The organism is Mycolicibacterium pallens (genome assembly GCF_019456675.1).
GTDB classification, from domain to species: Bacteria; Actinomycetota; Actinomycetes; order Mycobacteriales; family Mycobacteriaceae; genus Mycobacterium; species Mycobacterium crocinum.
Genome location: NZ_CP080333.1, coordinates 2,019,985 through 2,045,569 on the forward strand (window position 1 = coordinate 2,019,985; position 25,585 = coordinate 2,045,569).

Annotated in this window: 23 protein-coding genes and 2 tRNA genes; 16 read left to right on the forward strand and 9 right to left on the reverse strand. The window is 66.8% G+C overall.

Features of this window, described 5'->3' with window-relative positions; genetic code table 11:
• Positions 1-125: 125 nt before the first annotated feature.
• Positions 126-1,100, reverse strand: coding sequence for an SDR family NAD(P)-dependent oxidoreductase (locus K0O64_RS09970; protein WP_071946383.1), 975 nt, complete (start codon positions 1,098-1,100; stop codon positions 126-128).
• Positions 1,101-1,247: 147 nt separating this feature from the next.
• Between K0O64_RS09970 and K0O64_RS09975 the strand changes: the two genes are divergently transcribed.
• From K0O64_RS09975 to K0O64_RS09995, 5 genes are all read left to right on the forward strand, one after another.
• Complete coding sequence (locus K0O64_RS09975) at positions 1,248-2,939, forward strand: nitric oxide reductase activation protein NorD (RefSeq protein WP_425574802.1); 1,692 nt, start codon at positions 1,248-1,250, stop codon at positions 2,937-2,939.
• A gap of 65 nt (positions 2,940-3,004) precedes the next feature.
• The gene (locus tag K0O64_RS09980; protein ID WP_071946379.1) at positions 3,005-3,847 is read left to right on the forward strand and encodes a CbbQ/NirQ/NorQ/GpvN family protein; all 843 of its coding nucleotides are present in this window, start codon (positions 3,005-3,007) and stop codon (positions 3,845-3,847) included.
• Between the two features lie 16 nt (positions 3,848-3,863).
• A complete protein-coding gene (locus K0O64_RS09985; RefSeq protein WP_071946377.1) occupies positions 3,864-4,982 on the forward strand; it encodes an ABC transporter substrate-binding protein in 1,119 nt (372 codons plus the stop codon).
• A 4-nt stretch (positions 4,983-4,986) separates the two neighbouring features.
• A complete protein-coding gene (locus tag K0O64_RS09990) occupies positions 4,987-6,120 on the forward strand; it encodes a spirocyclase AveC family protein (RefSeq protein WP_096311012.1) in 1,134 nt (377 codons plus the stop codon).
• 31 nt (positions 6,121-6,151) lie between these two features.
• Positions 6,152-7,366: a cytochrome P450 gene (locus K0O64_RS09995; RefSeq protein ID WP_220046337.1), complete on the forward strand. Its 1,215-nt coding sequence runs from the start codon at positions 6,152-6,154 to the stop codon at positions 7,364-7,366.
• Between the two features lie 77 nt (positions 7,367-7,443).
• Here the strand turns inward: K0O64_RS09995 and K0O64_RS10000 are convergent, their stop codons facing one another.
• Positions 7,444-8,718, reverse strand: coding sequence for a TetR/AcrR family transcriptional regulator (locus K0O64_RS10000; RefSeq protein WP_220046338.1), 1,275 nt, complete (start codon positions 8,716-8,718; stop codon positions 7,444-7,446).
• A 157-nt stretch (positions 8,719-8,875) separates the two neighbouring features.
• A complete protein-coding gene (locus tag K0O64_RS10005; protein ID WP_071946371.1) occupies positions 8,876-10,006 on the reverse strand; it encodes a PQQ-dependent sugar dehydrogenase in 1,131 nt (376 codons plus the stop codon).
• 135 nt (positions 10,007-10,141) lie between these two features.
• Here K0O64_RS10005 and K0O64_RS10010 point away from each other — a divergent pair, with 135 nt between their 5' ends.
• Positions 10,142-10,975, forward strand: coding sequence for a DoxX family protein (locus K0O64_RS10010; protein WP_225933676.1), 834 nt, complete (start codon positions 10,142-10,144; stop codon positions 10,973-10,975).
• Here K0O64_RS10010 and K0O64_RS10015 read toward each other — a convergent pair whose 3' ends face one another.
• Positions 10,976-11,380: a PH domain-containing protein gene (locus K0O64_RS10015; RefSeq protein WP_198044386.1), complete on the reverse strand. Its 405-nt coding sequence runs from the start codon at positions 11,378-11,380 to the stop codon at positions 10,976-10,978.
• A 259-nt stretch (positions 11,381-11,639) separates the two neighbouring features.
• Between K0O64_RS10015 and K0O64_RS10020 the strand changes: the two genes are divergently transcribed.
• Genes K0O64_RS10020 through ilvC form a run of 3 tightly spaced genes read left to right on the forward strand, consistent with a single transcriptional unit; the run spans position 11,640 to position 15,069 of the window.
• Positions 11,640-13,502: an acetolactate synthase large subunit gene (locus K0O64_RS10020; protein ID WP_220046339.1), complete on the forward strand. Its 1,863-nt coding sequence runs from the start codon at positions 11,640-11,642 to the stop codon at positions 13,500-13,502.
• Entirely contained in the window at positions 13,502-14,014 is a 513-nt protein-coding gene (ilvN, locus tag K0O64_RS10025) for an acetolactate synthase small subunit (protein ID WP_071946362.1), read from the forward strand. The genes K0O64_RS10020 and ilvN overlap by 1 nt, the downstream gene beginning before the upstream one ends.
• Positions 14,015-14,067: 53 nt before the next feature.
• Positions 14,068-15,069: a ketol-acid reductoisomerase gene (gene ilvC, locus K0O64_RS10030; RefSeq protein WP_174714175.1), complete on the forward strand. Its 1,002-nt coding sequence runs from the start codon at positions 14,068-14,070 to the stop codon at positions 15,067-15,069.
• A gap of 41 nt (positions 15,070-15,110) precedes the next feature.
• On the opposite strand, the gene K0O64_RS10035 is transcribed toward ilvC, so the two are convergent.
• The gene (locus K0O64_RS10035; RefSeq protein ID WP_220046340.1) at positions 15,111-15,695 is read right to left on the reverse strand and encodes an EXPERA domain-containing protein; all 585 of its coding nucleotides are present in this window, start codon (positions 15,693-15,695) and stop codon (positions 15,111-15,113) included.
• Positions 15,696-15,783: 88 nt separating this feature from the next.
• Between K0O64_RS10035 and K0O64_RS10040 the strand changes: the two genes are divergently transcribed.
• Positions 15,784-16,212, forward strand: a complete 429-nt coding sequence (locus K0O64_RS10040) for a hemophore-related protein (RefSeq protein ID WP_344792305.1) — start codon at positions 15,784-15,786, stop codon at positions 16,210-16,212.
• Positions 16,213-16,224: 12 nt separating this feature from the next.
• Here K0O64_RS10040 and K0O64_RS10045 read toward each other — a convergent pair whose 3' ends face one another.
• A complete protein-coding gene (locus K0O64_RS10045) occupies positions 16,225-17,652 on the reverse strand; it encodes a phytoene desaturase family protein (RefSeq protein ID WP_071946354.1) in 1,428 nt (475 codons plus the stop codon).
• A 76-nt stretch (positions 17,653-17,728) separates the two neighbouring features.
• On the opposite strand from K0O64_RS10045, the gene serA reads away from it, so the two are divergent.
• Positions 17,729-19,315 (forward strand): phosphoglycerate dehydrogenase, encoded by a 1,587-nt coding sequence (serA, locus tag K0O64_RS10050; RefSeq protein WP_096311017.1) that lies wholly within the window; start codon positions 17,729-17,731, stop codon positions 19,313-19,315.
• The gene (locus tag K0O64_RS10055) at positions 19,312-20,322 is read left to right on the forward strand and encodes a 3-isopropylmalate dehydrogenase (protein WP_071946350.1); all 1,011 of its coding nucleotides are present in this window, start codon (positions 19,312-19,314) and stop codon (positions 20,320-20,322) included. Before serA ends, K0O64_RS10055 begins: the two co-directional genes overlap by 4 nt.
• Here the strand turns inward: K0O64_RS10055 and K0O64_RS10060 are convergent.
• Entirely contained in the window at positions 20,319-21,506 is a 1,188-nt protein-coding gene (locus tag K0O64_RS10060; RefSeq protein WP_096311018.1) for an MFS transporter, read from the reverse strand. The two genes, K0O64_RS10055 and K0O64_RS10060, sit on opposite strands and share 4 nt — an antisense overlap.
• Positions 21,507-21,680: 174 nt before the next feature.
• Between K0O64_RS10060 and K0O64_RS10065 the strand changes: the two genes are divergently transcribed.
• From K0O64_RS10065 to K0O64_RS10080, 4 genes are all read left to right on the forward strand, one after another.
• Positions 21,681-22,457 (forward strand): fumarylacetoacetate hydrolase family protein, encoded by a 777-nt coding sequence (locus K0O64_RS10065; protein ID WP_071946346.1) that lies wholly within the window; start codon positions 21,681-21,683, stop codon positions 22,455-22,457.
• Positions 22,457-23,947 (forward strand): glutamate--tRNA ligase, encoded by a 1,491-nt coding sequence (gene gltX / locus K0O64_RS10070; RefSeq protein WP_220046341.1) that lies wholly within the window; start codon positions 22,457-22,459, stop codon positions 23,945-23,947. Before K0O64_RS10065 ends, gltX begins: the two co-directional genes overlap by 1 nt.
• A 105-nt stretch (positions 23,948-24,052) precedes the next feature.
• A tRNA-Gln gene (locus K0O64_RS10075) sits at positions 24,053-24,124 on the forward strand.
• A gap of 75 nt (positions 24,125-24,199) precedes the next feature.
• Positions 24,200-24,275: transfer RNA gene (locus tag K0O64_RS10080), tRNA-Glu, on the forward strand.
• A gap of 51 nt (positions 24,276-24,326) precedes the next feature.
• Here the strand turns inward: K0O64_RS10080 and K0O64_RS10085 are convergent.
• Together K0O64_RS10085 and K0O64_RS10090 are read right to left on the reverse strand one after the other, a co-directional pair.
• Positions 24,327-24,824: a pyridoxamine 5'-phosphate oxidase family protein gene (locus tag K0O64_RS10085; RefSeq protein WP_096311019.1), complete on the reverse strand. Its 498-nt coding sequence runs from the start codon at positions 24,822-24,824 to the stop codon at positions 24,327-24,329.
• Between the two features lie 42 nt (positions 24,825-24,866).
• Positions 24,867-25,568, reverse strand: a complete 702-nt coding sequence (locus K0O64_RS10090; RefSeq protein WP_071946340.1) for an IclR family transcriptional regulator — start codon at positions 25,566-25,568, stop codon at positions 24,867-24,869.
• Positions 25,569-25,585: the final 17 nt, after the last annotated feature.

Here is a 25,585-nt window from a genome sequence, read left to right on the forward strand (position 1 = left end):
TCAAGACCGTATCGGGTCGCGCGGTCAAAACAAGGCCGTGTCGATTCCTTTATGAAATCGATAGCGGTCGGTCATAGGACGGATCCCTCCGGTCATGGGCAACACCTCGTCAGCCATATTCACGGTCAGCTCCTCTGCGGTTCGGGGAATTCGACGTCCGCATCGCCGGGCATCGCGCTGATGCCGCGGCGATCGCAGACTTCGAGGACTTCATCGACGATCGAGTTCGGCACGATGAACTTCTCGGTAGCCGATATCTGGTCGAGATGGGTGGCGATGTCGTCCGCGGACGGCTCGGTATCGGCGTCGGCCAGCCAGCCCTCGCTGAGTCCGATGAACGCGCGAGCGTAACGCCCAGCACAGGCCGAATACATTCGATGGCTGAACGTGCACGTCGTGCTCGCCAGATACACGACCAGTGGCACCACCAGCTCTGGCCGAATGGCGCGCATGAAGCCCGATTCGGCCAGGAACTTCTCGTCGCCGACGGTCTCGGTCACCATCCGTGAAAAGCCGGTCGGCAGAACGGAGTTGGCGCGGATACCGAACGCCTCGCCTTCGATCGCAATCACATTGGTCAACCCGATGAGACCGGCCTTGGCCGCCGCGTAGTGGGCCTCCATCGGCTGGCCGAAAACACCCGCCGAGGACGAGATGAACACGAACCGTCCGCCGCCTCCGGCCTTCATCACCCGGTAGGCGGGTTGGGACAGGTGGAAACCGCCGTCGAGGTGCACACGCAGCATTCGGGTCCAGTCGTCGTGCGAAAGGTCCTCGAACGCAACACTGCCGAAGATGCCGGCGTTACTGACCACGGCGTCGAGACGGCCGAACGCATTCACCGCGGCCGCGACAATCGCGGCACCACCCGCCGGGGTGTCGACCGAGTCGTACGAGGCCACCGCCCGCCCGCCGGCAGCGGTGATCTCGTCGACCACCGAGTCTGCGACCGTGGAATCCACACCCTCACCGCGCATGGTGGAGCCGAGGTCGTTGACCACGACAGCCGCGCCACGCTTCGCCAAATTGAGCGCGTACAACCGGCCGAGTCCACGCCCGGCGCCCGTCACGATCACCGCCTGGCCAGTGAAGTCGATCATGTCGTCACCCTGTCAATTCGACTCTTCAGAACCGCGACCCCGACACCGCGAACCGGTCAGTTGACTGCCGTTCGGTCGAACTCTACGGTTGGAACAGATATTTGGTCAACAAATCCGATGGCGGGTCGGGGCAGGCGGAGGTGCTCGGTGATCGACGACGAGCGGCTCGCTTGCTTAGGTGTCGTCGCGTCGGCATTAGCCGGCCATGCGGTGGACGTCGCGCCTGGTGAGTCGGGGTCATCGCCGTGGACCGACGGGCAGACGATCTACGTCGATCCCGCCACGGACCACACAGCGATTGTCGAGGCGATCGCCGTGCAGGCCTCACTGATCGCGGCGGGCAGTCTCGACGCGGGAGTCGTCCGGGCGATCGGCCGCAAGAACCGGGTGGCGGCTCGGTACCTGGCCGTGGAAGGGCATCGTGCGCTGCTGGCCAACGCCGACCTACTGCCCGCACGCCTGGCGTCGTTGGTCGACGCCGACGTGGCCGGCCGCAGCCGTTCGCCCGCGGAATCACTGGAGATCGCCACAGGCTCCGCGGCAATCGCGGCGGCGCCCGAACAGTTCGGTGAGATCCGGCCGAAACGGGTGCTCGAGCTGATCGGCCGCGGCGTCAACACGACCGACCGCGACACGCAAGGCCACGTTCCCCGGCGCGACGGCACAACTGAGCTCGAGGAGCTCGACGACGGCGAAATGCCCACGGACGGAGACGAACCGGACCTGTTCAGCAGCCCCGTCGGTGGCGGCGGCTTCATCGGCAAGTGGCTCAAGAAGATGCTGTCGTCTACCCGTGCGGGCAGTTCCGGCGGCGGGCCGCCAGGCGCGGATGCACCCACGCATCGCACCAACGCGGCCAACCGCGGCACCGGCGCCGTGTCGTCCACCGCCTCAGCGAGCGCGGAGGATGGGCCGGACGCCACAGCCGGCGGCGTGCGGTACCCGGAATGGGACGTCAACAACAAGCGATACCGCCCGGATTGGTGCACGGTGCGCGAGGTCGAACCGTCGGTCGAACTCGCTGCGTCGGCGGCGATCGACGACGCCATCGCCTTTCGCCGGCCATTGGCGCGCCTCGGGATGGGTCTGCACCGGCGGCATCGACAGGCTCAGGGCGATGACATCGACATCGACGCAGCCGTCGGCGCGCGGGTAGAGGTGCGGGCCGGTTCGGCGCCGGACGAGGCGGTGTACCTGGACAGCCTGCGTCGCCGCCGAGACCTGTCGGTGCTGGTGCTGCTCGACGTGTCCGGATCGTCGGCTGAGGCCGGCACGGTCGGTAAGACGGTGCACGAGCAGCAGCGGGTCGCCGCGGCCAATCTCGTCGTCGCGCTGAACGATCTCGGTGATCGCGTCGCCCTGTACGCCTACAACTCTCAGGGCCGAGCGGCGGTCAACGTCATGCCGATCAAGCGGATGGACGATCATCTGGACAGCCAGGTGTTGCGCAAACTCAACAGCGTCCGCCCAGTGGCGTATTCGCGCCTCGGGGCCGCAATCCGGCACGGAACCAGGGTGCTGGAGGAGCGCGGCGGCACGTCGCGTCGGTTGCTCGTCGTGGTGTCGGATGGACTTGCCTACGACCATGGCTACGAGCGCGGATACGGCGCGGCCGACGCACGCCGAGCGCTGACGGAGGCCCGCCGGGGCGGCACCGGTTGCGTGTGCCTCACCGTCGGAGCGAGCGTCGATTCGGCGGAACTCCGCACCGTCTTCGGTAGTGCCGCATACGCGGTCGTGGGCCGACCTGAGCAGCTCACGAGTGTCATCGGACCGCTGTTCCGGTCGGCCGTCCGAGGCGCCGAGGTGCGCCGACGCGCATCCGTGCCGCGTGCTTGAAACAAACATCTGTTCCGCGATAGGCTGCCAACCACCGCAGCGATGCGGGGAAGGGACCGAAAGTCATGCCACAGCTCCCGGGCGAGCTCGAGCACCAGAACGGGGCTGCCTACCTCCCTGATGGAGAGCGTCCCTACTACCAGCCGGTCGGTAACGAGGAGACCGTATTCAAGGCGGCCTACCGGCAAGGGCTTTCGCTGGTGTTGAAGGGGCCGACCGGCTGTGGCAAGACCCGATTCGTCGAGGCGATGGCCCATGATCTGCGCCGGCCGCTGATCACCGTGGCGTGCCACGACGACCTCACCACGGCGGACCTGGTGGGCCGCTATCTGCTGCGGGGTGATGAGACTGTCTGGGTCGACGGCCCGCTGACCCGAGCGGTGCGCGAGGGTGCGATCTGCTACCTCGACGAGGTGGTGGAGGCGCGCCAGGACACGACCGTGGTTCTGCACCCACTGGCCGACTATCGCCGCCAGCTGCCCATCGAGCGGCTCGGCGTGACACTCGACGCCGCACCCGGTTTCGGCCTCGTCGTGTCCTACAACCCCGGCTATCAAAGCGTGCTGAAGGATTTGAAGGATTCCACCCGCCAGCGCATGGTTGCTATCGAATTCGGTTTCCCCACACCGGAAGTCGAGGAGGGCATCGTGGCCCGCGAGGCGGGAATCGAGCCCGCGGTAGCCGCAGAACTGGTGCGCTTCGGCCAGGCCGTACGCCGCCTCGAGACCGGTGGGCTTCGCGAAGTTGCCTCCACCCGCGTACTGATCGCGGCCGGCCGGCTGATCGCCGAAGGGTTGTCGATGCGCGATGCGGCACTCGCGGCGATCGCAGGTCCGCTGACCGACGATGCGGTGGTCGGCCGCGGACTCGCCGAGATGATCGACGTCTACCTCACCGCACCCCACTAGCGATCCAGGAGATCGAATGTCCTACGAGAGCACCGCGGAGCCGATCAAGGTCGGCTACCTGATGGACTTCACACTGCCCCCCGGCTTTCCCGAAGAGCTGCTGTCGTCCTTCACCCGATGCTTCGACCTGGTCTTCGAAGAGGCCATGGCCGACGGCTACCTCGACCGGCCGGTGCAGATGATCTACAAGGAAGTCGAGGGGCTGCCGAAGGGCAGCGTCAAGGCCGTGATCGACGCCTACGGCGAACTCGTCGACGAGGGCTGCCTGGTGGTGTTCGGGCCTAACATCACCGACAACTGTGTGCCGCTGCGTGAGGCGATCGAGGACCGCTTCAAAGTTCCCGCGATCAGCGTCACCGGCACCGACGACTGGCTCGGCGAGTGGACGTTCTCGTTTCCCCAAGGCTCGATGACCGATGAGCCGATCTTCCTCGCCGACCTCGTCGCCAAGCGCGGGCTGAGCCAGATCGGCGTGCTGGTCGAACAGAGTCTTATCGGTGAGAGCTACCTGAAAAACCTGCGAAGTGCCTGTCGGCGCAAGGGTATTCGCATCGTCGCCGAGGCGGCGATCGCCCAGACCGCGCAGGACGTCGATGATGCGGTCCGGTCGTTGCACGAGGCGAAGGCAGAAGCCGTCGTGCACCTGGGTTTCGGCTTCGGCATCGTCTTCGTCAATCCGGTGCTGGAGGCGCTCAACTGGGATCCGCCACGGTTCACCACCACCGCCTTCCAGAACGCGTGGGTCAACCCGATCATGTGGAACGCCTTCATGGGGTGGGTCGGGGTGGACCAGTACGACGAGGGCAATCCGATCGGGCAGGCGTGGCTCGACCGGTACGCCGCGCGCTACGGCGGCAGCCGGCCGGAGTACTGCGTGACGGTGGTCAACCACGACGTGGCTGCCACCCTGGTCCGCGCGTTCGCCGATTCGCATCCGCTCAGCCCGCGCGGTGTCAAGGAGGCGCTGGAGCGGGTGAAAATGATGCCGGCCGCCTCGGGTGCGCCGGGAACCCGTGTGTCGCTGGGTAAATGGACGCGTCGCGCATGGATGGGAGCGGGATATCTGGTGGCGCGCACCCTCGATGCCGACGGCGTCAACTCGCATCTGGTGGATCGCTTCGGAGAGGAAGGCTGATCCGATGACAACGCAGGAATCCGCCCCGGCACCGGTACCCACCGAGTCGGAGCGATCAGGCCCGAACTGGGGCCGGGTGATCGCTCTTGTCGCCTGGCTGGGCTTCCTCGGGTTGTTCGTCGCGGTCGGTCGCACGCAGGTCGACCCTCGGGTCGCGAACCCGAACGTCGAAGGGCGCCCCCGTCCCGTCGAGTTCCTCAACGGTTGGGATCACTGGCAGCTGGTGCCTCAGATCGGTGCCGCGATCATGGTCGCGGTGCTCACCATCGTCTTCATTCGCGGGTGGCGGAGGAACCCCGGGAGCCCGGTGCTGCTGATGGTGCTGTGCACGACGCTGATCGTGTGGCAGGACCCGATCATGAACTGGTCGCCGTACGCGGTGTACAACCCGATGCTGTTGCACTGGCCGGAATCCTGGTACTTGATCATGATGTCACCGACGGTCGAGCCGTTCATCGTATTCGGTTATGTGACATTCTATTTCGGTCCGTATTTCCCGGCGATCTGGATTCTGCGCAAGCTGCAGGCCAAGTACGGTCCCGAGTCCTTCGTCACCCGGCATCCCCTGATCAGTCTTGGCGGTCTGGTGCTCATGATCGGTTTCATCTTCGACGCCATCCTGGAGATCAGCCTGGTCCGCACCGGGCTGTATATCTACTCTCAGGCGATCCCGTTCGGAACACTGTTCCCGGGCACCACCTTCCAGTTCCCCCTGCTGTGGGAGTCGCTGTCGGTGACCTTTGTGATGATCCCGGCGGCCATCCTGGTCTACCGCGACGACACCGGGAAGTCGGTGGCGGAGAAGCTCGCCGCGAAGGCCAAGCTGTTCCCCACCAAGCCGGTACTCGGCACCTTCCTCGTGATGTTCGCGATCATCAACGTGTCGTACTTCGCATACGGCGGCTGGTTCTGGGTGATCAAGGCCAGTGGTGCGGCCACGTCGGTGGCCTGCCCGTGGCCCTATCCCGAGGCCAAGGTGTACGACCCGCAGGGCAACTACGAGAAGGCGGGAGCGCAAGGCCCGTTCTCGGTGGGCAAGTGGTCGACGTGGCAGCAGGGCCTGCCCGACGGCCGACCCGACGTGACGCCGCCACCACCGGGCGAAGGTGCCTGCGCGCTGGCGAAAAAAGCTGGCTGACAACGAGTTCACGATTCTCAAGGAGTGCGGTATGGAGCAACTTTTCGACGACCTCGACGACTTCGGCTCGTTCGACGACGTTGTGTCCGGCAACGTGCGCGACCCGTTTCCGGAGTTGGCGCGGTTGCGTCGAGAAGAGCCGGTGCAGCGGATCGAAGGGTCCAACATGCCCGGCGAGGCCGGCCTACCTGTTTTCATCGTGTACCGATTCGAGGAAGCGCAGCAGATGCTGCGCGACAACGAGACGTTTTCGTCCTCGGGTGTGATCGCCGCATTCGGCCCGGTGCTCGGTGAGCGGGTGATGCTGGGCATGGACGAACCGGTTCACGGCCGGCTGCGGGCGCTGATCTCGAAGGCGTTCTCGCAGAAGTCTCTTGCGCGCTTTCAGGACGAACTGGTCGCACGGGTGGGCAACGAGCTGATCGACGGCTTCGCCGCCAACGGTAAAGCCGATTTGGTCAAGGAGTTCACGTTCACCTACCCGAGCCGGATCATCGCCGGATTGCTGGGACTGCCCGAGGAGGACTACCCGCAGTTCCAGCGCTGGTCGATCTCGCTGCTTAGCTGGATCATGAATCCCGAACGGGGACTGGCGGCTTCGGCCGCGCTGGTCGAGTACTACCGGCCCATCCTGGAAGCCCGCCGAGCGGAACCGCGTGACGACCTCATCAGCCTGCTGGCCGCAGCCGAGATCGACGGGGAGAAGCTGGCGGACGAGGAGATCTTCTCGTTCCTGCGGCTGCTGCTGCCCGCCGGTGTCGAGACGACCTACCGGTCGCTCGGAAACCTGCTGTTCGCGTTGCTGTCCGACCCTGCTCAGCTCGACGCGGTGCGCAATGACCGGTCGCTGCTGCCTCAGGCCATCGAGGAGGGCGTGCGGTGGAATCCGCCGCTGCTGACCATCACTCGCGTCGCCACCCGGGACACCGAACTGGGTGGGGTGCCGATCCCGGCGGGCGCCTCGGTGATGCCGATGCTGGGTGCGGCGAACCGTCAGGAGGATCGTTTCCCCGACCCGGATAAATTCGACATCTTCCGTGAGCCGCGCAGCAACCTCGGCTGGGGGTATGGCGTCCACGTGTGCCTCGGCATGCACCTGGCGCGCCTCGAAATGCGCACCGCCGTCAACCTTCTCCTGGACCGGCTGCCCAACCTGCGAATGGACCCCGACGGCGACGATCCGCACATCCGCGGACAGGTATTCCGGTCACCGACATCGCTGCCGGTGCTGTTCGATCCGCAGTAGGGGCCTGAGTCTCCGCCGAGCCTGTTGTTATCGACACTGTCACTCGCACGTCCGCGCGGTAACAACAGCCTCGACGGTCACGCCTGGTCGTTGACGACGCCGCGCAGCATGGTGTCGCGTACACACAGCAGCGAAGCGCGGGTACCCACCTGACGCAGGATGCTTTCGGGAATCCAGCCGACGCCGATCACCGAGCGCGCCAGCAGATCGTTCGACGGGCTGTCGATACTGATCTCGCCTGACCTGATGCCCTCGGAGAGAAGGGTTTTCATCTGGCGGACCCGCTTGGTGAACAACCAACCGGGATTGGGCGTGTCCGGGGGAGACTGGCGCATCCAGGCGAGCTGGATGCGGAACTCGTCGGCGAAGCGGTCCATCGCGTTGGTGTTGATCCAGCTGAGCGCGTCCAGTTTCTCGACGATCGTGGAGTCCGCGGCCAACACCTCGGACCACCCCATCGCGACCTTCTCGCCGAACGACTGCATGATCGACGCGAGCAACTGGTCCTTCGACCCGATCAACCGGTACACGGTGCCGGTGCCCATGCCGGCGGCCGACGCGATGTCCCGGACGGTCGTGACCTCGTAGCCCTTCTTGCCGAATTCCGTTCTGGCGATGGCCCGTACGTGCGCGGCCTTGTCGTCGGGCTCGGCGTCGGCGTCGTCGGTCCAGGACCGCACGACCGCGTCGGCGGCCTTGAACGCCGCCGACCCATCGAGTTGTTCGTCGCTTGGGGAGCCGGTAGCCAAGCCCTCGAGAAGGATGTGGCACAGCAGAATCGCCGACTTGTCGGGGCCGGCATTGCCGCGGATGACGTCGAGCCCGATCTGCAGCATCGTCTGCACGATCCGCTCGGCGAGGACGGCGAGGTCGACGTCGGAGCGCAGGTAACCGCTCCAACGCGCCGCCCGCAGGGTTTCCAGCATCGACTGCAGCAGCGCCGTGGGCCGCCGCGCTGCCAACGTGGTCAGTTCGTGATTCGAACTCGGTCCCTCATAGAACGACATCTGCAGTGCGGCGCGGTGGGTGACCGAACAGTGCGCAATCGCCTTGCACAGATCGGCGATCTGGTCGAAGGCCGGCCGGAATTCCGGATCGTTGAGCCGGCCCTGCGCCTCGTCGGCGATTCGGTCCAGATCTTCGTGGTAGCGGCGCAGCAGCTCGACGAGGATCGCTTCTTTGGAGTCGAAATGGTGATAGAGGCTGCCGGGAAGAATGCCTGCGGCGTCAGCGATTTCCTGCAGCGACGTCCGCAGCCCCGAGGTCGCGATGATCGACGCCGCGGTCTGCAGGATCTCGGTGCGACGCGTGCCGTCGTCGTAGGCGTGGCCGGCGCCCAGCTTCGGCGTCATGCGCGACCGCCCCACGGCTCCTCCAACGGCTGAGATCCGATACCCGGCTGACCCAATATTTGGTAGACGCTACCAGAAACCCGCCGGCGTCCGGGGCCGTCACCTGCGGATGTTGCCCGCCGGTGGGGGGCCCTGGGAGACCCGTTTGGTCCGCGCGTCAGGTGTTGTCGGCGTTGCTGCGCGGGAAGCCGCCGCCCTGCGGGAACAGCGGGAAGACGACGTCGTCGAGCTTCTCGGCATCGCCGGCCGTGCGGTTGATCGTTGCGCCCCAAATGTTTCCGTCCGGAGCCACCTGCAATGCCCAGGCGTGGCCGTGGGTGTCCTGGCGCACCACCTCGGGCTCACCGGTCACCGAACCCGTGCCCTTCGCCAGTCGCACCGCGACAGTCTGCTTGGCGTTGACGAGGTTCACCAGGATCGTGCCGTCCAACGCCGCACAGCCCGCGACGCCGGGACGATCCGGCCACGTCCACACCGTCGTGGTCTTGGCGTCCGGCGAGATGCGTTGCAGGCGGTCACCGGCCGGCGAGCGGTCGGTGATGTAGAGCGACTTGTCGGTCGGGTCGATGCACATACCGCCTGCCGGCCCCATGCCCGACAGTGCGGTGGTCGGCGGGGCGGGGTTCACCGTCGTCGGCTGCTCGAGGCGAACCACCTTGCCCGCCAACGACTTCGGATCCGCGGCCAATGCCGGGTTACCGGCGTCGCCCGTCTGGACGACCAGCGTCGTCGGGCTGGTGAAGATCAGCGAACCGCTATTGCCGGTGGCACCCTTGGGGATCCCGGTCAAGATGGGCTTGGGGATGTCGCCGTCCGCTACCCGGATCACTTCGTTGTCGCTCGGTGTACTGATGTAGGCGTACATCAGGCGGTCCTGCGAGTAGGTGGGCGAAAGCACGATGTCCATCAATCCGCCATCGCCGCTCGGATCGACCGGGATGACGGTGCGGATCTTCGGCTCAGCACTCACCGACACGTCCTTGACCGCACCGGTCGTGCGTTCGGCCACGATGGCGGTCTTGCTGTCCGGTCCCATGATCAGACCGCTGGTGCTCTCCAGGCATCCCTGCATCACTCCTGGCGCGGGGCACGCCTTCGGGAACGGCTTGGGCGGCAGGGGAGGCGGAGGTGGTGGCGTCGACGACGGTCCGGGCGCCAGCTGCGGAGCCGTGGTGAAGGGCTGCGAGATGTCGTTGTTGAACTTCGCGCAGCCCGCCGACGAGCCCGCCACGACCGACGCTGCACAGAGCCCGACCAGCACTCCGCGAACCGACCGGCGTAGCTGCATGCCCGTCAGGTTACGGACAGCGCGCCGATGTTCGCCACGACGGCCCGGTCGCGGCCTGAAATCCAGGCAATATTGCCCGCTAGAAGCGCCGCTCAAATCCCCGATTTGCGGCGAACTGCACTTACTCTGACTTGCGTGACGAGTCAAGGCCCCGATCCGCACTGGCAGCGCCCCGACGACTCCTCGGCCCGACCGGCGTCGGCCCAGCTGGTCGACCCGGAGGACGATCTGCCCTCAGCCACCTACGGTGGCGATTTCGAGACCACGACGATCCCGCATTACGGCTCGGGACTGCCGGGTTCGGCGCAGTCGACCGGCTACGGCCTGCTGCACGACCCGGAACCGTTGCCATACGTGCAGCCTCATCTGGATCCGACGCCCTCGCAGGCCACGCCGATGGAGATCGAACCCATCGACGCCGAGGAGCGCGCGAAGGCCGCCGGCCGCCGCGGCACCCAGGACATCGGCCTGTTCCTGTTGCGCGTCGTCATCGGCGCGGCGTTCATCGGCCACGGACTGCAGAAGGCGTTCGGGTGGTGGGGCGGCCAGGGCCTGGACGGCTTCAAGACCGCGCTCGCCGACGCCGGATATCAGCACGCCAGTGTGCTGACCTATGTCGGCGCCGGGGCCCAAATCCTCGTGGGGGTGCTGCTGGTGCTCGGACTGTTCACCCCGGTCGCCGCCGCCGGCGGCATCGCATACCTGGTGAACAGCCTGCTCACGATCATCTCGGCGCAGCGCCAGGACGGCTACCTCGCGGTCTTCGGGCCCGACGGCATCGAGTACCTGCTGGTGCTGATCGTCGCGACCTCCGCGATCATCCTGGTCGGCCCCGGCCGCTTCGGTTTCGACGGCGGACGCGGGTGGGCCAGGCGGCCGTTCATCGGGTCGTTCATTGCGTTGCTGCTCGGAATCGGTGGCGGCATCGCGGCGTGGGTGTTCCTGCACGGCAACAACCCGCTCGCCTAACTAGTCGTACGGGTTGGGCACCCGTCCGCCGCTGGCCTCGGCCAGCAGCGGCAGCATCGCGAACGTCACCGCGGGCAGCATCATCTCCGACCCGTCGCGCAGATGCGCCCGCGCCCACGAGGTGCGGTCGAAGCGGAGACCGTCGATTTCATCCCAGCCGACGGTGCGGCTGCTCAATAGCGTGCGGGCCGTCAGTGTGTCGCGGTCGGCCACCGTGCGCAGACGCACGATCGCCGCCGACGCCAGGATCGGCAGCACCATGAACACCGCACCCCAGGTGGGGAACACCGTGATCATCACCAACAGCCCAAGTGCTAGGAAGCCGGAGGCGAAATGCGCCATCGGCGACATCCGGATCACCGCCGGTTTGGTGGTCGAATCGTCAGGTGCACGACGGGAGGGCATGGCAGCCATCATCCCACCACCCGGCGGGGCGCCTCGCCGACCCGCATCGGGATTTGACGCTTGACCAGTGCGGAGGCTACCGTCGCAGGTTATGAAGACCGGCGGAATGCTCGTAGTAATTGGCCAGCGCGTTGGTGCCGCGCTTGCCCCGACACGGGCATAGCCACACGCACCAGCGCGCAACCCTCGATCAGCCGCCGAAGCTGACGGGGGTTTTTTCTTGCCCGAAGGAACGAACAGGATCGAAAAGGACGACACCGTGAGCGCTCCCACCACGCGACCACCCGAGCCGTCGGCGACCGCCGCCAGCTCAGGCGCAGCACATTCAGCCGGTAAGAACGGGACGGCGGCCGCCAAGCGCGTCGCCCCGCAGCAGCTCACGGGCGCCCAGGCGGTGGTGCGCTCGCTGGAGGAGATCGGTGTCGACACCATCTTCGGCATCCCCGGCGGCGCGGTGCTGCCGGTCTACGACCCGCTCTACGACTCGCAGAAGCTGCGCCACGTGCTGGTCCGCCACGAGCAGGGCGCCGGGCACGCCGCCAGCGGCTACGCCCACGCCACCGGCAAGGTCGGCGTCATGATGGCCACCTCGGGTCCCGGCGCCACCAACCTGGTCACCCCGCTGGCCGACGCGCAGATGGACTCCATCCCGGTGGTCGCCATCACCGGGCAGGTCGGTCGCAGCCTGATCGGGACCGACGCCTTCCAGGAAGCCGACATTTCCGGCATCACGATGCCGATCACCAAGCACAATTTCCTGGTGCGCAACGGCGACGACATCCCGCGGGTGATCGCCGAGGCGTTCCACATCGCCGCCTCCGGCCGACCCGGGGCGGTCCTGGTGGACATCCCCAAGGACATCCTGCAGGGGCAGTGCACCTTCTCGTGGCCGCCGCAGATCGACCTGCCCGGCTACAAGCCCAACACCAAGCCGCACAGCAGGCAGATCCGCGAGGCCGCCAAGCTGATCGCCGCCGCGCGCAAGCCGGTGCTCTATGTCGGCGGCGGCGTGATCCGCGGCGAGGCAACCGAAGAGTTGCGGACGCTGGCCGAGCTGACCGGCATCCCGGTGGTGACCACGCTGATGGCCCGCGGTGCCTTCCCGGACAGCCACCAGCAGAACCTGGGTATGCCGGGCATGCACGGTACGGTCGCCGCGGTGGCCGGCCTGCAGAAGAGCGACCTGCTGATCGCCCTGGGTGCGCGGTTCGACGACCGGGTGACCGGCAAGCTGGATTCCTTTGCGCCCGAGGCGAAGGTGATCCACGTCGACATCGACCCGGCCGAGATCGGCAAGAACCGCAACGCCGACGTGCCGATCGTGGGCGATGTGAAGCTCGCGATCACCGAACTGATCGAGGCGCTGCGCAAGATCGGCGCAGATCCCCGCGCCAACCAGGACGCCTGGTGGGAGTACCTGAACGGCATCCAGGCCACCTATCCGCTGAGCTACGACCCGCAGCATGACGGCAGCCTCAGCCCGGAATACGTGATCTCCCAACTGGGCAAGATCGCCGGGCCGGACGCCATCTACGTGGCCGGTGTCGGCCAGCACCAGATGTGGGCGGCGCAGTTCATCTCCTACGAAAACCCGCGCACCTGGCTGAATTCCGGTGGTCTGGGCACCATGGGCTACGCCGTCCCGGCGGCCATGGGCGCCAAGATGGCCCGGCCCGATGCCGAGGTGTGGGCGATCGACGGTGACGGCTGCTTCCAGATGACCAATCAGGAGCTGGCCACCTGCGCGGTCGAAGGCGTGCCGATCAAGGTCGCGCTGATCAACAACGGCAACCTGGGCATGGTGCGTCAGTGGCAGACGCTGTTCTACGAAGAGCGGTACAGCCAAACCGATCTGGCCACGCACAGCCACCGCATCCCGGATTTCGTGAAGCTGGCCGAAGCCCTTGGCTGCGTCGGATTGCGTTGCGAGCGTGAGGAAGACGTGATCGACGTGATCAACCAGGCTCGGGCCATCAACGACCGCCCGGTGGTGATCGACTTCATCGTCGGCGCCGACGCGCAGGTGTGGCCGATGGTCGCCGCGGGCTGTGGCAACGACGAGATCATGGCGGCGCGCAACATCCGCCCGCTGTTCGATGACAACGAGGAGGGACGGGCCTGATGGCGGGAAACACGGTCACCCACACCCTTTCGGTGCTGGTCGAAGACAAGCCCGGTGTGCTCGCCCGGGTGGCAGCGCTGTTCTCCCGGCGTGGCTTCAACATCGAGTCGCTGGCCGTCGGCGCCACCGAGCAGAAGAACATGTCGCGGATGACGATCGTCGTCACCGCGGAGGAGACGCCGCTCGAGCAGATCACCAAGCAGCTCAACAAGCTGATCAACGTGATCAAGATCGTCGAGCAGGACTCCGAGAACTCGGTCCACCGCGAGCTCGCGCTGATCAAGGTCCGCGCCGACGCCGGTACCCGGGGCCAGGTCATCGAGGCGGTGAACCTGTTCCGCGCCAAGGTGATCGACGTGTCCACCGAGTCGCTGACGATCGAGGCGACCGGTACCCAGGAGAAGATCGAAGCGTTCCTGCGGGTGCTCGAGCCCTACGGCGTGCGCGAGATCGTGCAATCCGGCGTGGTGTCACTGTCGCGCGGTCCGCGCGGCATGACGAACGCCAAGTAAAAGACCCCACCGAAGAAAACAACGAAAAGGATAGTTCAATCGTGTCAGTTGAGATGTTCTACGACGATGACGCCGACCTGTCGATCATCCAGGGCCGCAAGGTCGGTGTGATCGGTTACGGCAGCCAGGGCCACGCTCACTCGCTGAGCCTGCGCGACTCGGGTGTGCAGGTCAAGGTCGGCCTCAAGGAGGGCTCCAAGTCGCGCGAGAAGGTCACCGAGCAGGGCCTCGAGGTCGACACCCCCGCCGAGGTCGCCAAGTGGGCCGACGTCATCATGCTGCTGGCTCCTGACACCGCGCAGGCCGAGATCTTCAAGAACGACATCGAGCCCAACCTCGAGGACGGCAACGCGCTGTTCTTCGGTCACGGCCTCAACATCCACTTCGGGCTGATCAAGCCGCCGGCCAACGTCACCATCGGCATGGTCGCCCCCAAGGGCCCCGGCCACCTGGTGCGCCGCCAGTTCGTCGACGGCAAGGGTGTGCCCTGCCTGATCGCCGTCGACCAAGACCCCAAGGGCGAGGGCCAGGCGCTTGCGCTGTCCTACGCCAAGGGCATCGGTGGCACCCGCGCCGGCGTCATCAAGACCGACTTCAAGGAAGAGACCGAGACCGATCTCTTCGGTGAGCAGGCCGTGTTGTGCGGTGGCACTGAGGAACTCGTCAAGGCCGGCTTCGAGGTCATGGTCGAGGCCGGTTACGCCCCCGAGATGGCCTACTTCGAGGTGCTGCACGAGCTCAAGCTGATCGTCGACCTGATGTACGAGGGCGGCATCGCCCGGATGAACTACTCGGTGTCCGACACCGCGGAGTTCGGTGGCTACATCTCCGGCCCGCGCGTCATCGATGCCGACACCAAGGAGCGGATGCGGGGCATCCTCAAGGACATTCAGGACGGCAGCTTCGTCAAGCGGCTCGTCGCCAATGTCGAGGGTGGCAACAAGGAGCTTGAGGCGCTGCGCAAGAAGAACGCCGAGCACCCGATCGAGGTCACCGGCAAGAAGCTGCGCGACCTGATGAGCTGGGTCGACCGGCCGATCACCGAAACCGCCTAGTTTCGTCAGATTTCGGCGCGCTAACCGGTGTTCAGCACCGGTTAGCGCGCCGAACTGCGTTCGGGGCGAGTGAACGGATGCGCCCGCCACATCCGCGCGGTCAGCAGAATCGGCACGACGATGTAGGGCAGGTTGTAGGCCAGCGCCTTGGGCACGTTGGTGAACGTGTAGTCGTAGATCGTGTTGCACACCGCTTGGAAAAGCGGTGCGTCCCCGGCGAATCCGACCATCACCACGATGAACGTGGTTTGCACGACCATCCCGGTATAGATGAACGACGGTTTGCGGATCCACTCGCGGCCGCGGATGAAGGCATAGACAGCCACCACGTAGAAGGTGCCGAAGACGACCGCGGACACGCTGGCACCGACCTGAAGAAACCGTGGGTTGGCGATCAGCAGGGGATCGGTGCCGTCGGCGTAGACCTGGTACACCATCCGGGCGAGGAAGAAGTCCGAGTCCGGGTCGGGGCGGCCCACCATGTTCACGATGTCACCGGTGAACGAGGATCCGATGAACACCGTGAACACCACGATGAAGAACCAGTCGTAGCGGCGTTCGCGCAACGGGATCGCAACGCGCACGGCGACCGACTCGGGAGTGGTCGTGGCCGGGGAGATGGTCATGTCCGCTGATGCTAGGGCTTCCCTACAGCCCGGGTGGCGGAATTCCCGAAGTTACAACAGTAAGGGCTTCTGTATAGGGAGTCGAGTCGTGGGTACTCCGTCGTGCAAACCGCTTCGGGCGATCATCGTGACGGCAAAGGAGTTCGGCATGACACTTAGAGGTATTGCGTTCGGTGCGGTGGTGACCTGTGCCCTCGGTGTCGGAGCCGCCGCCGCGATGCCGACCGCCGCCGCCGCGCCCTGCACCGCCAGCGGACTGTCCTCGACGGCCAGCGGAGTGTTGGCCGAGGCCGGCGGCTATCTGGCCAACCATCCCGGCGCTGACGATGTGCTCACCGCCGCGGCCAGTCAGTCGCCCGAGGACGCGCGGGCCTCGGTGCGGGGATACTTCGCCGGCCACCTCGGCGAGCTGAACGACCTGCAGAACATCGCCCGGCCGCTGCGCGACCTGCGCAATCAGTGCGGAGTGTCGATCTCGCCCGGGCAGCTCGCGCTGCTGTTCGACCAGGTTTCGTAGCAGCCGCGGGAACTACGGAGCCAGCGACGGCAGCGGCAGCCCGAATTCACGCTTGAGCACGGTGCGCGCGGCGTAGTAACCGGACATGCCATGCACACCGGTGCCCGGCGGCGTCGCCGACGAGCAGAGGTACGCCTTCGGGATCGGGGTGGTCCACGGATTCCAGCGCAGCGTGGGGCCGACCATCGCGGCGAACAACGTTGCCCCACCGACGATGATGTCGCCGCCCACGTAATTGGCGTTGTGTGCCGACATCTGCGCGGCGGTGGTGCAGCGCGATGCCAGCACCAGATCGCGGAAACCAGGGGCGGCCTTCTCGAACAGCCCGATGATCGTCTCGGTCACGTCCGTGGCCGAGTTCGCCGGCACGTGCGCGTAGGTCCACAGCGGCCGCCGTCCCGCGGAGTCGATGCGCGACGGATCCGACAGGTGGGGCAGCGAGGCCAGCGTCATCGGCCATTCGGCGTGCCTGCCCGACGCGATCTCCTTTTCGCACAGCGCCATCTGCGCCCGGGACCCACCCATGTGCACGGTGGGGGAGCTGGCCAATCGTTCGTCGCGCCACGGGATGTCACCGGAGAGCACGAAATCCACCTTGCAGACACCGGGGCCGAACCGGTAGCGGCGCAACGATTTTGCGTACTTGTCCGGCACCTGCGAGCCGTAGATGTCCAATAGCGCCGTCGGCGCCGTGTCGTAGATGACCACGCCGGGGGGAGGTGAGGTCACCGGCTCGCCGACGACGAGTTCGCCACCGTGGGCGCGCAGGTCGGCCACCATCGCATCGATGATCGCCTGGCTGCCGCCGACCGGCACCGGCCAGCCCGCCGTGTGCGCGAGCGTGCCGAGCATGATTCCCGCGCCGCTGTTGACCGGCGACGGCATTGTCGAAATCGCATGCGCGCCAACACCGGTGAATAACGCCCGGGCATCGTCGCCACGCAGCACGCCCCATGCCGGGCTGCCCTGAGCGAGAACGCGAAGACCGGATCGCACGGTGGTGATCAGATCCGGCGGCAGTGACCGTTTGTCGCCGAGGAAGAATCCGACGACACCATCGGGGTGCTCGGCCAGCGGTCCGAACAACCGGCGCCAGGAGCTGCCGTCGCTGAGCTCTGCGCAGGTGCGTTCCAGCGAGTGGTAGGCGATGGCGGCGGGACGGTTCGGCAGGGGATTGGCGTAGGAGATCTCCGGCACTACCAGCTGCACCCCGCGGGCGGCCAGGTCGTACTCGGCGAAGAACGGTGACGCCAGCGCCAGCGGGTGCACCGCTGAGCAGACATCGTGGCGGATCCCGGCGTACTCCGGGTCGGCGGCAGTGCGGGCACCGCCGCCGAACGTCGGCTGACCCTCGATCACACGCACCCTCAAACCGGCTCGCGCGCAGATGACGGCAGCGGCCATCCCGTTGGGACCACTGCCGACGACGGTGACGTCCACGCCATTAGTAGACCAGCGTCGCTCCGACGGCTGGCCGATGGTCGTCTACTGACCGGGACACACTAGGCTGACCGGCGTGAATCTGCCCGTTGTACTGATCGCAGACAAGCTCGCCGAGTCGACCGTCGCAGCCCTGGGTGACCAGGTCGAGGTGCGCTGGGTCGACGGCCCGGACCGGCCGAAACTGCTGGAAGCGGTCGCCGACGCCGACGCGCTGCTGGTGCGCTCGGCCACCACGGTCGACGCCGAGGTGATCGCCGCCGCGCCCAAGCTGAAGATCATCGCCCGCGCCGGCGTCGGTCTGGACAACGTCGACGTCGACGCCGCCACCGCAGCCGGGGTGCTGGTGGTCAACGCGCCCACGTCGAACATCCACAGCGCCGCCGAGCATGCGCTGGCCTTGATGCTGTCGGCTGCGCGGCAGATCCCCGCCGCCGACGCGACGCTGCGCGAGCACACCTGGAAGCGCTCGTCGTTCTCCGGCACCGAGATCTTCGGCAAGACCGTCGGCGTCGTCGGCCTGGGCCGGATCGGGCAGCTCGTCGCCCAGCGGCTGGCCGCCTTCGGCACCCACGTCATCGCCTACGACCCGTATGTGCCCGCGGCCCGCGCCGCCCAGCTCGGCATCGAGCTGCTCCCGCTCGACGAACTGCTCGGCCGCGCGGACTTCATCTCGGTTCACCTGCCCAAGACCCCGGAGACCGCCGGTCTGCTCGGCAAGGAGGCACTGGCCAAGACCAAGAAGGGCGTCATCATCGTCAACGCCGCCCGTGGCGGCTTGATCGACGAGCAGGCCCTGGCCGACGCGATCACCAGTGGTCATGTGTTCGCCGCGGGTCTCGACGTGTTCAGCACCGAGCCGTGCACCGACAGCCCGCTGTTCGAGCTGCCGCAAGTGGTCGTCACCCCACACCTCGGTGCCTCCACCGCCGAAGCCCAGGACCGGGCCGGCACCGATGTGGCGGCGAGCGTAAAGCTGGCGCTCGCGGGGGAGTTCGTGCCGGATGCGGTCAACGTCGGCGGCGGCGCCGTCAGCGAAGAGGTGGCGCCGTGGCTGGATCTGGTCCGCAAGCTCGGCCTGCTCGTCGGCGTGCTGTCCACCGGCGCCGCGTCGAACCTGTCGGTGCGGGTCTCCGGTGAGATCGCTTCGGAAGACGTTGAGGTGCTGAAGCTTTCGGCGCTGCGCGGCTTCTTCTCGACGGTGACCGATCAGCAGGTGACGTTCGTCAACGCGCCGAACCTGGCCGCGGAACGCGGTCTGCAGAGCGAGCTGATCACGGCCAGCGAGAGCCCCAACCACCGCAGCCTTGTCGATGTGCGGGTGGTGGGGCCCGACGGCACCGCGACGAATGTGTCCGGAACCCTGTCCGGGCCGCAGCAGGTCGAGAAGGTCGTCCAGATCAACGGGCGCAATTTCGATTTGCGCGCCGAGGGCGTGAACCTGGTGCTGCACTACTCCGATCAGCCGGGTGCGCTCGGCAAGATCGGCACCCTGCTCGGGAATGCCGATGTGAACATCCTGGCGGCTCAGCTGAGCCAGGACACCAGCGGCACAGCCGCGACCCTGATGCTGCGGCTCGAGCGCGACGTCTCCGACGATGTCCGGTCGGCGATCCGTGACGCCGTCGGCGCGACGACCCTGGAAGTGGTGGACCTGTCATGAAATTGGCGGTGATCGCGGGCGACGGTATCGGCCCGGAAGTGATCGGCGAGGCGCTGCAGGTGCTCGATGTGGTGCTGCCCGGCGTGGACAAGACCGAGTACGACCTCGGTGCGCGCCGCTACCACGCGACCGGCGAGCTGCTCACTGCCGAGACCATCGAGGAACTTCGCGGCTACGACGCGATTCTGCTCGGTGCCATCGGAGACCCGTCGGTGCCCAGCGGTGTGCTGGAACGCGGCCTGCTGCTCAAACTGCGGTTCGCCCTCGACCATCACGTGAACCTGCGGCCGGGCCGGCTGTACCCCGGGGTGGCCAGCCCGCTGTCCGGCGTGACGGGAATCGACTTCGTCGTCGTACGCGAAGGCACCGAAGGCCCCTACACCGGTAACGGCGGCGCGCTGCGCGTCGGCACCCCGCATGAGGTGGCCACCGAAGTCAGCGTCAACACCGCGTTCGGTGTCGAACGGGTGGTGCGCGACGCGTTCGCGCGCGCCCAGTCCCGGCGTAAGCATCTGACGTTGGTGCACAAGACGAATGTGCTGACCTTCGCGGGCAGCCTTTGGGCACGGGTAGTCGAGCAAGTCGGCTCCGAGTTCCCGGACGTCGAGGTCGCTTACCAGCACATCGACGCCGCCACCATCCACATGGTCACCGATCCGGGGCGGTTCGACGTCATCGTCACCGACAACCTGTTCGGCGACATCATCACCGACCTGTCGGCGGCCGTGTGTGGTGGAATCGGCCTGGCTGCGAGCGGCAATATCGATGCCACGCGGACCAATCCGTCGATGTTCGAACCAGTGCACGGCAGTGCGCCCGATATCGCCGGGCAGGGCATCGCCGATCCAACGGCGGCGGTGATGTCGGTGGCTCTGCTGCTCGGTCACGTCGGCGAGGACGCCGCGGCTGCCCGGGTCGACAAGGCTGTCGCCAACCATCTGGCGACCCGCGGGAACGAGACGCTGTCGACCCGTGAGGTCGGCGACCGGATCCGCGCGGCGCTCTAGTCCCGGCGAGCGGGGTCGGCCGGCACCAGCGGCACCGCCACGACGGGGAACAGCGCGCACACCGCGAACGCGATCGGGTAACCGACGACACCGATCAGCGCGCCGAACAACGGTGGGGCGAGCCCGCACGTCAGCAGTTGGCTGGTGTTCTGCGCGCCCAGTGCGCGTCCACTCCAGAACGGTCCGGCGATCTCGGCGATCGCGGTGAACGCCAACCCGTTGTCGCTGACCGTGATCACCGACGCCGCGACCATCACCGCGATGCTCAGCGGGGAGTGCAGGGCGTCGGTCAGCGCCAACAGGAACATCGCCGTCGCCGCGGCGATCGCGATCGTCCGGATCGGCCGCAGCCGCAGACCCAGCCGGTCCGACCAGCGGCCCGCGGCGATGCGGCCGAGCGCTCCCAGCACCTGCGCGAACATCACCATCAGGCTGGCGCCCTCCGCGGACCAGCCGCGGTCGACGATCAGCCACACCAACGTGAACGTCCACACCACACACTGCGGCACCACCAACAGCACCGACACGGCGTGGATGCGCCATAGCAATGCCGAACCGCGATAGGGGTTGGCCAGGTGCTCGGCCGGCGCCTCGGCGCGCGGCGGGCGCGACGGGTCGGCCACGGCGATGGCGCAGATCACGGCCGCCACCGCGCACACGATCGTCGGAAACAGCAACGCGACGCCGACCCCGTGGGACTGCGCCAGCCGAGGAATCACCAACGCGCCGAACGCGACTCCCAGCGGTTGCGCGGTCTGGCGGATACCCATCACCAATCCGCGCTGGTGTGGCGGAAACCACCCGACGACCAGTCGTCCGCTGGCCGAATTGCTGCTCGCCGCCGCCATTCCGCCCAGAAACAGAAAGACGCTGACCAGAACCAGGGAGTGTGACGACGCGGCCGCCAGCGCCGCGGCCGCGGTCAGCGCGGAGCCGACCGACAACACGAAGCGCTCGCCGACCCGGTCCACCACATAACCCCAGGCGATCAGCGTCACCACCATGCCGAAGCTCGGCATCGCTGACACCAGACCGGCTTTGGCCAGGTCGAGACCCATCGTGGTGTGCAGAGTCGGGATCAGGAAAGCCGCCCCGTTGATGAAGACATTGGCCGACAACGTGGCGAACAACGCGATCACGAGCATCATCCAGCGCCGCACGGTGCTGATCGTTGCGACGGCCATGAGCCCATGATTCCACGCACGTCCCACAATGCGGAATCAATATCTCACTATATGAGATAGACTGTTGAGTGAGCGCTGGCGCAGAGAACGTGCGAGAAGGGGCGCACGTGGTTACTCACTCAACGCCGGTCGGGGGCTTTCGGCTCGGCGAAACCGCAGCACTAGTCTGTTCGCATGCGCCTGGGTCGAATCGCCAGCCCCGATGGGGTCGCCTTCGTCAGCATCGAAGGAGACCCCGGGAGTGAAATCGTTCGTGAAATCGCCGAACATCCATTCGGCACGCCGACGTTCACCGGCCGGAGCTGGCCGCTGGCCGATGTCCGCCTGCTGGCGCCGATCCTGGCCAGCAAGGTGGTCTGCATGGGCAAGAACTACGCTGCCCACATCGAGGAGATGGGCGGCGAGGCGCCGGAGGACCCGGTGATCTTCCTCAAGCCCAACACGTCGATCATCGGCCCCGGCGTACCAATTCAATTGCCCGCCAACGCTTCACCGGTGCACCACGAGGGTGAGCTCGCCGTCGTGATCGGCCGGCCCTGCAAGGACGTCCCGGCCGCCCGTGCCGCGGAGAACATCCTGGGCTACACGATCGCCAACGACGTGTCCGCCCGCGATCAGCAGAAGGCCGACGGACAGTGGATGCGCGCCAAGGGGCACGACACGTTCTGTCCCACCGGCCCGTGGATCGTCACCGATCTCGATCCCTCCGATCTGGAGATCCGCACCGAGGTCAACGGCCAGGTGCGCCAGCTGAGCCGGACTTCGATGATGATCCACGACATCGGGGCCATCATCGAGTGGATCTCCGCGGTCATGACGCTGCTGCCCGGCGATCTCATTCTCACCGGCACACCGGAAGGGGTGGGGCCCATCGAAAACGGTGACACCGTCAGCATCAGCATCGAGGGCATCGGCACCTTGACCAATCCTGTTATCCGGAAGGGCAATTGATGACCGCGGTCGCCAACGACACGGTGCGCGTACGGTTCTGCCCGTCGCCGACCGGCATCCCGCATGTCGGGATGGTGCGTACCGCCCTGTTCAACTGGGCCTATGCCCGACACACCGGCGGGACGTTCGTGTTCCGCATCGAGGACACCGACGCCGCGCGCGACTCCGAGGAGAGTTACAACGCACTGCTGGAGGCATTGCGGTGGCTGGGCCTGGACTGGGACGAAGGCCCGGAGGTCGGCGGCCCTCACGAGCCCTACCGGCAGTCGCAGCGCACCGAGCTCTATCGCGATGTGCTGACCCGCTTGCTCGACGCGGGCGAGGCCTACCTCGCCTACTCCACTCCCGAGGAGGTGGAGGCGCGGCACGTCGCGGCCGGGCGCAATCCCAAACTGGGCTACGACAATTACGACCGCGATCTGACCGAGGAGCAGCGCGCCGCCTACGAGGCGGAGGGGCGCACTGCGGTGGTGCGGCTGCGGATGCCGGCCGAAGACATCAGCTGGCACGACCTGGTTCGTGGCACGACAACGTTCGCCGCCGGAACGGTTCCCGATTTCGCCCTGACCCGGGCGACCGGAGAACCGTTGTACACCTTGGTGAATCCGGTCGACGACGCGTTGATGAGGATCACCCACGTCCTGCGGGGCGAGGATCTGCTGCCCTCGACGCCCCGTCAGATCGCGCTATACCGGGCCCTCATTCGTATCGGGGTGGCAGAGCGGGTACCCGAATTCGCGCACCTGCCACCGGTGTTGGGGGAGGGCACCAAGAAGCTCTCCAAGCGCGACCCGGAGTCGAACCTGTTCCTGCATCGCGACCGCGGCTTCCTGCCCGAGGGGCTGCTGAACTACCTGGCGCTGCTGGGCTGGGGGATTGCCGAGGACCGCGACATCTTCACCCTCGACGAGATGGTCGCCGCGTTCGACGTCGTGAACGTGAACTCCAACCCGGCACGGTTCGACCAGAAGAAGGCCGACGCCATCAACGCCGAACACATCCGTCGTCTCGACGAGGCGGACTTCGCCGCGCGGCTGCGCGCCTACTTCGAGGCTCACGGCCACGACACGGGGCTCGACGATGCCGGCTTCGCCACCGCCGCGCAGCTGGTGCAGACGCGCATCGTGGTGCTCTCCGACGCGTGGGGACTGCTGAAGTTCTTCGACGACGACGCCTACGAGTTGGATCCCAAGGCCGCGGCCAAGGAGCTGCGCCCCGACGCGGTTCCAGTGCTCGACGCGGCGATCACCGCGCTCGAGGGGGCGGCGCAGTGGACGACGCCGGCCATCGAGGAGGCACTGAAGGCTTCACTGCTGGAGGGCCTCGAGCTCAAGCCGCGCAAGGCGTTCGGCCCGATCCGGGTGGCCGTCACCGGATCCACCATCAGCCCGCCGCTCTTCGAATCGCTGGAGCTGCTGGGACGTGAGCGGAGCCTGCAGCGACTGCGCGAGTCACGCGACCACGCCGGGGCCGTGGAAAAAGACGCCTGAAATCTTTGGTAGTCTGCTCGTCGGCCCGCAACCACTGGGCAGCGGCACTCAATCCCTCGCCAAGCAGGGGATAAGGGTGCCTGACCAGCGGTTATAGGCAGCCAATGGGGTATGGTGTAATTGGCAACACAGCTGATTCTGGTTCAGCCATTCTAGGTTCGAGTCCTGGTACCCCAGCAATTATGTCGGCAACGGCCTCTGAGCTATGCTGGCAACCCGGTACGCCGCAAGGCGTGCCACAGATTTGGTTCCGGCCCCGTCGTCTAGCGGCCTAGGACGCCGCCCTCTCACGGCGGTAGCGTGGGTTCGAATCCCATCGGGGCTACCAAACGAAATCGCCCGGTCATCCGACCGGGCGATTCGTCGTTCTACGGCAGGACTACTCGGTGGGCGCGGTGGAACCGGCCAGCGGCATCGCGGGCAGGCCGAGCTTGCCGTGATCCCAGGAGCGGGTGCGCTTGGCCACAATGCGCACCGCGACCCGCTTGTTCATCATCATGTCGACGGCCGGCTTGAGGTCGTCGGTGTATGGCCCGTTGTAGCGTTCCCACACGCTGACACCGACCTTGAAAATGGTGTCGGGGTCGTCGACGATCTCGGCCACGCCTTCGAAGGAGACGCCGCGCAGCGTGTCATAGGTCATACCGTCCTCGATGAGGAAGCTCACCCGCGGATCGCGACGGAGATTGACCGCCTTCTGCGACTTGGCCTTGGTCTCGACCCAGATCTCACCGTCGAGGACGCCGTACCACATGGCGACGAGATGCGGCTGTCCGTCGGCCCCGATGGTGGCCATCGTGCCGGTGCGGCTGCGTGCCACGAAGTCGGCGATCTCGGCGTCCGACATGACGATCTGGTTGCGCTGATTCGTTCCCATCGCGTCAGTTTGTCAGGCCGTCCCGCACGGCTGTCGCGGGGATCACAGTCGCCGGGTGAGCGCATCGGCGGCGGCCACCAGGTCGGCCGCCCAGCGGGCCCCGGGCCGACGACCCATCCGGTCGATAGGGCCTGACACCGACACCGCCGCGACCACCGCGCCGGTGCGATCGCGCACCGGCGCCGAGACGCTGGCCACCCCGGGTTCGCGCTCGGCTGCACTCTGAGCCCAGCCGCGGCGGCGGACCTCGGCCAGCGTGCGTTCGGTGAATTTCGCTGTCGGCAGCACGGCTTGCTGGGTGGCGTTGTCGCTGAACGCCAGCAGCACTTTGGCCCCGGACCCGGCCGTCATCGGCAGGCGCGTTCCGACGGGCACGGTATCGCGAAGTCCGGCAGGCGGTTCCAGGGCTGCGACACAGATCCGGGTGGTGCCGTCGCGGCGGTAGAGCTGAACGCTCTCACCGGTGATCTCCCGCAGCCTCGGCAATACCGTGGCGCCTGCCGCCAGCAGGGGATCGTTGACGTGGGCGGCCAATTCGGAGATGGCGGGCCCGAGGCGCCAGCGTCCCGCGTTGTCGCGCGCCAGCAGACGGTGGACTTCGAGGCCGGCGGCGAGCCGGTGCGCGGTGGCCCGCGGCAGGCCGGTCCGCTCACAGAGTTCGGCCAAGCCGCACGGTGAATCGGCGATCGAGTGCAGTACGCCCACGGCTTTGTCGAGCACGCCGATGCCGCTATCCTGTCTCATAGAGAGATACTAGCGTC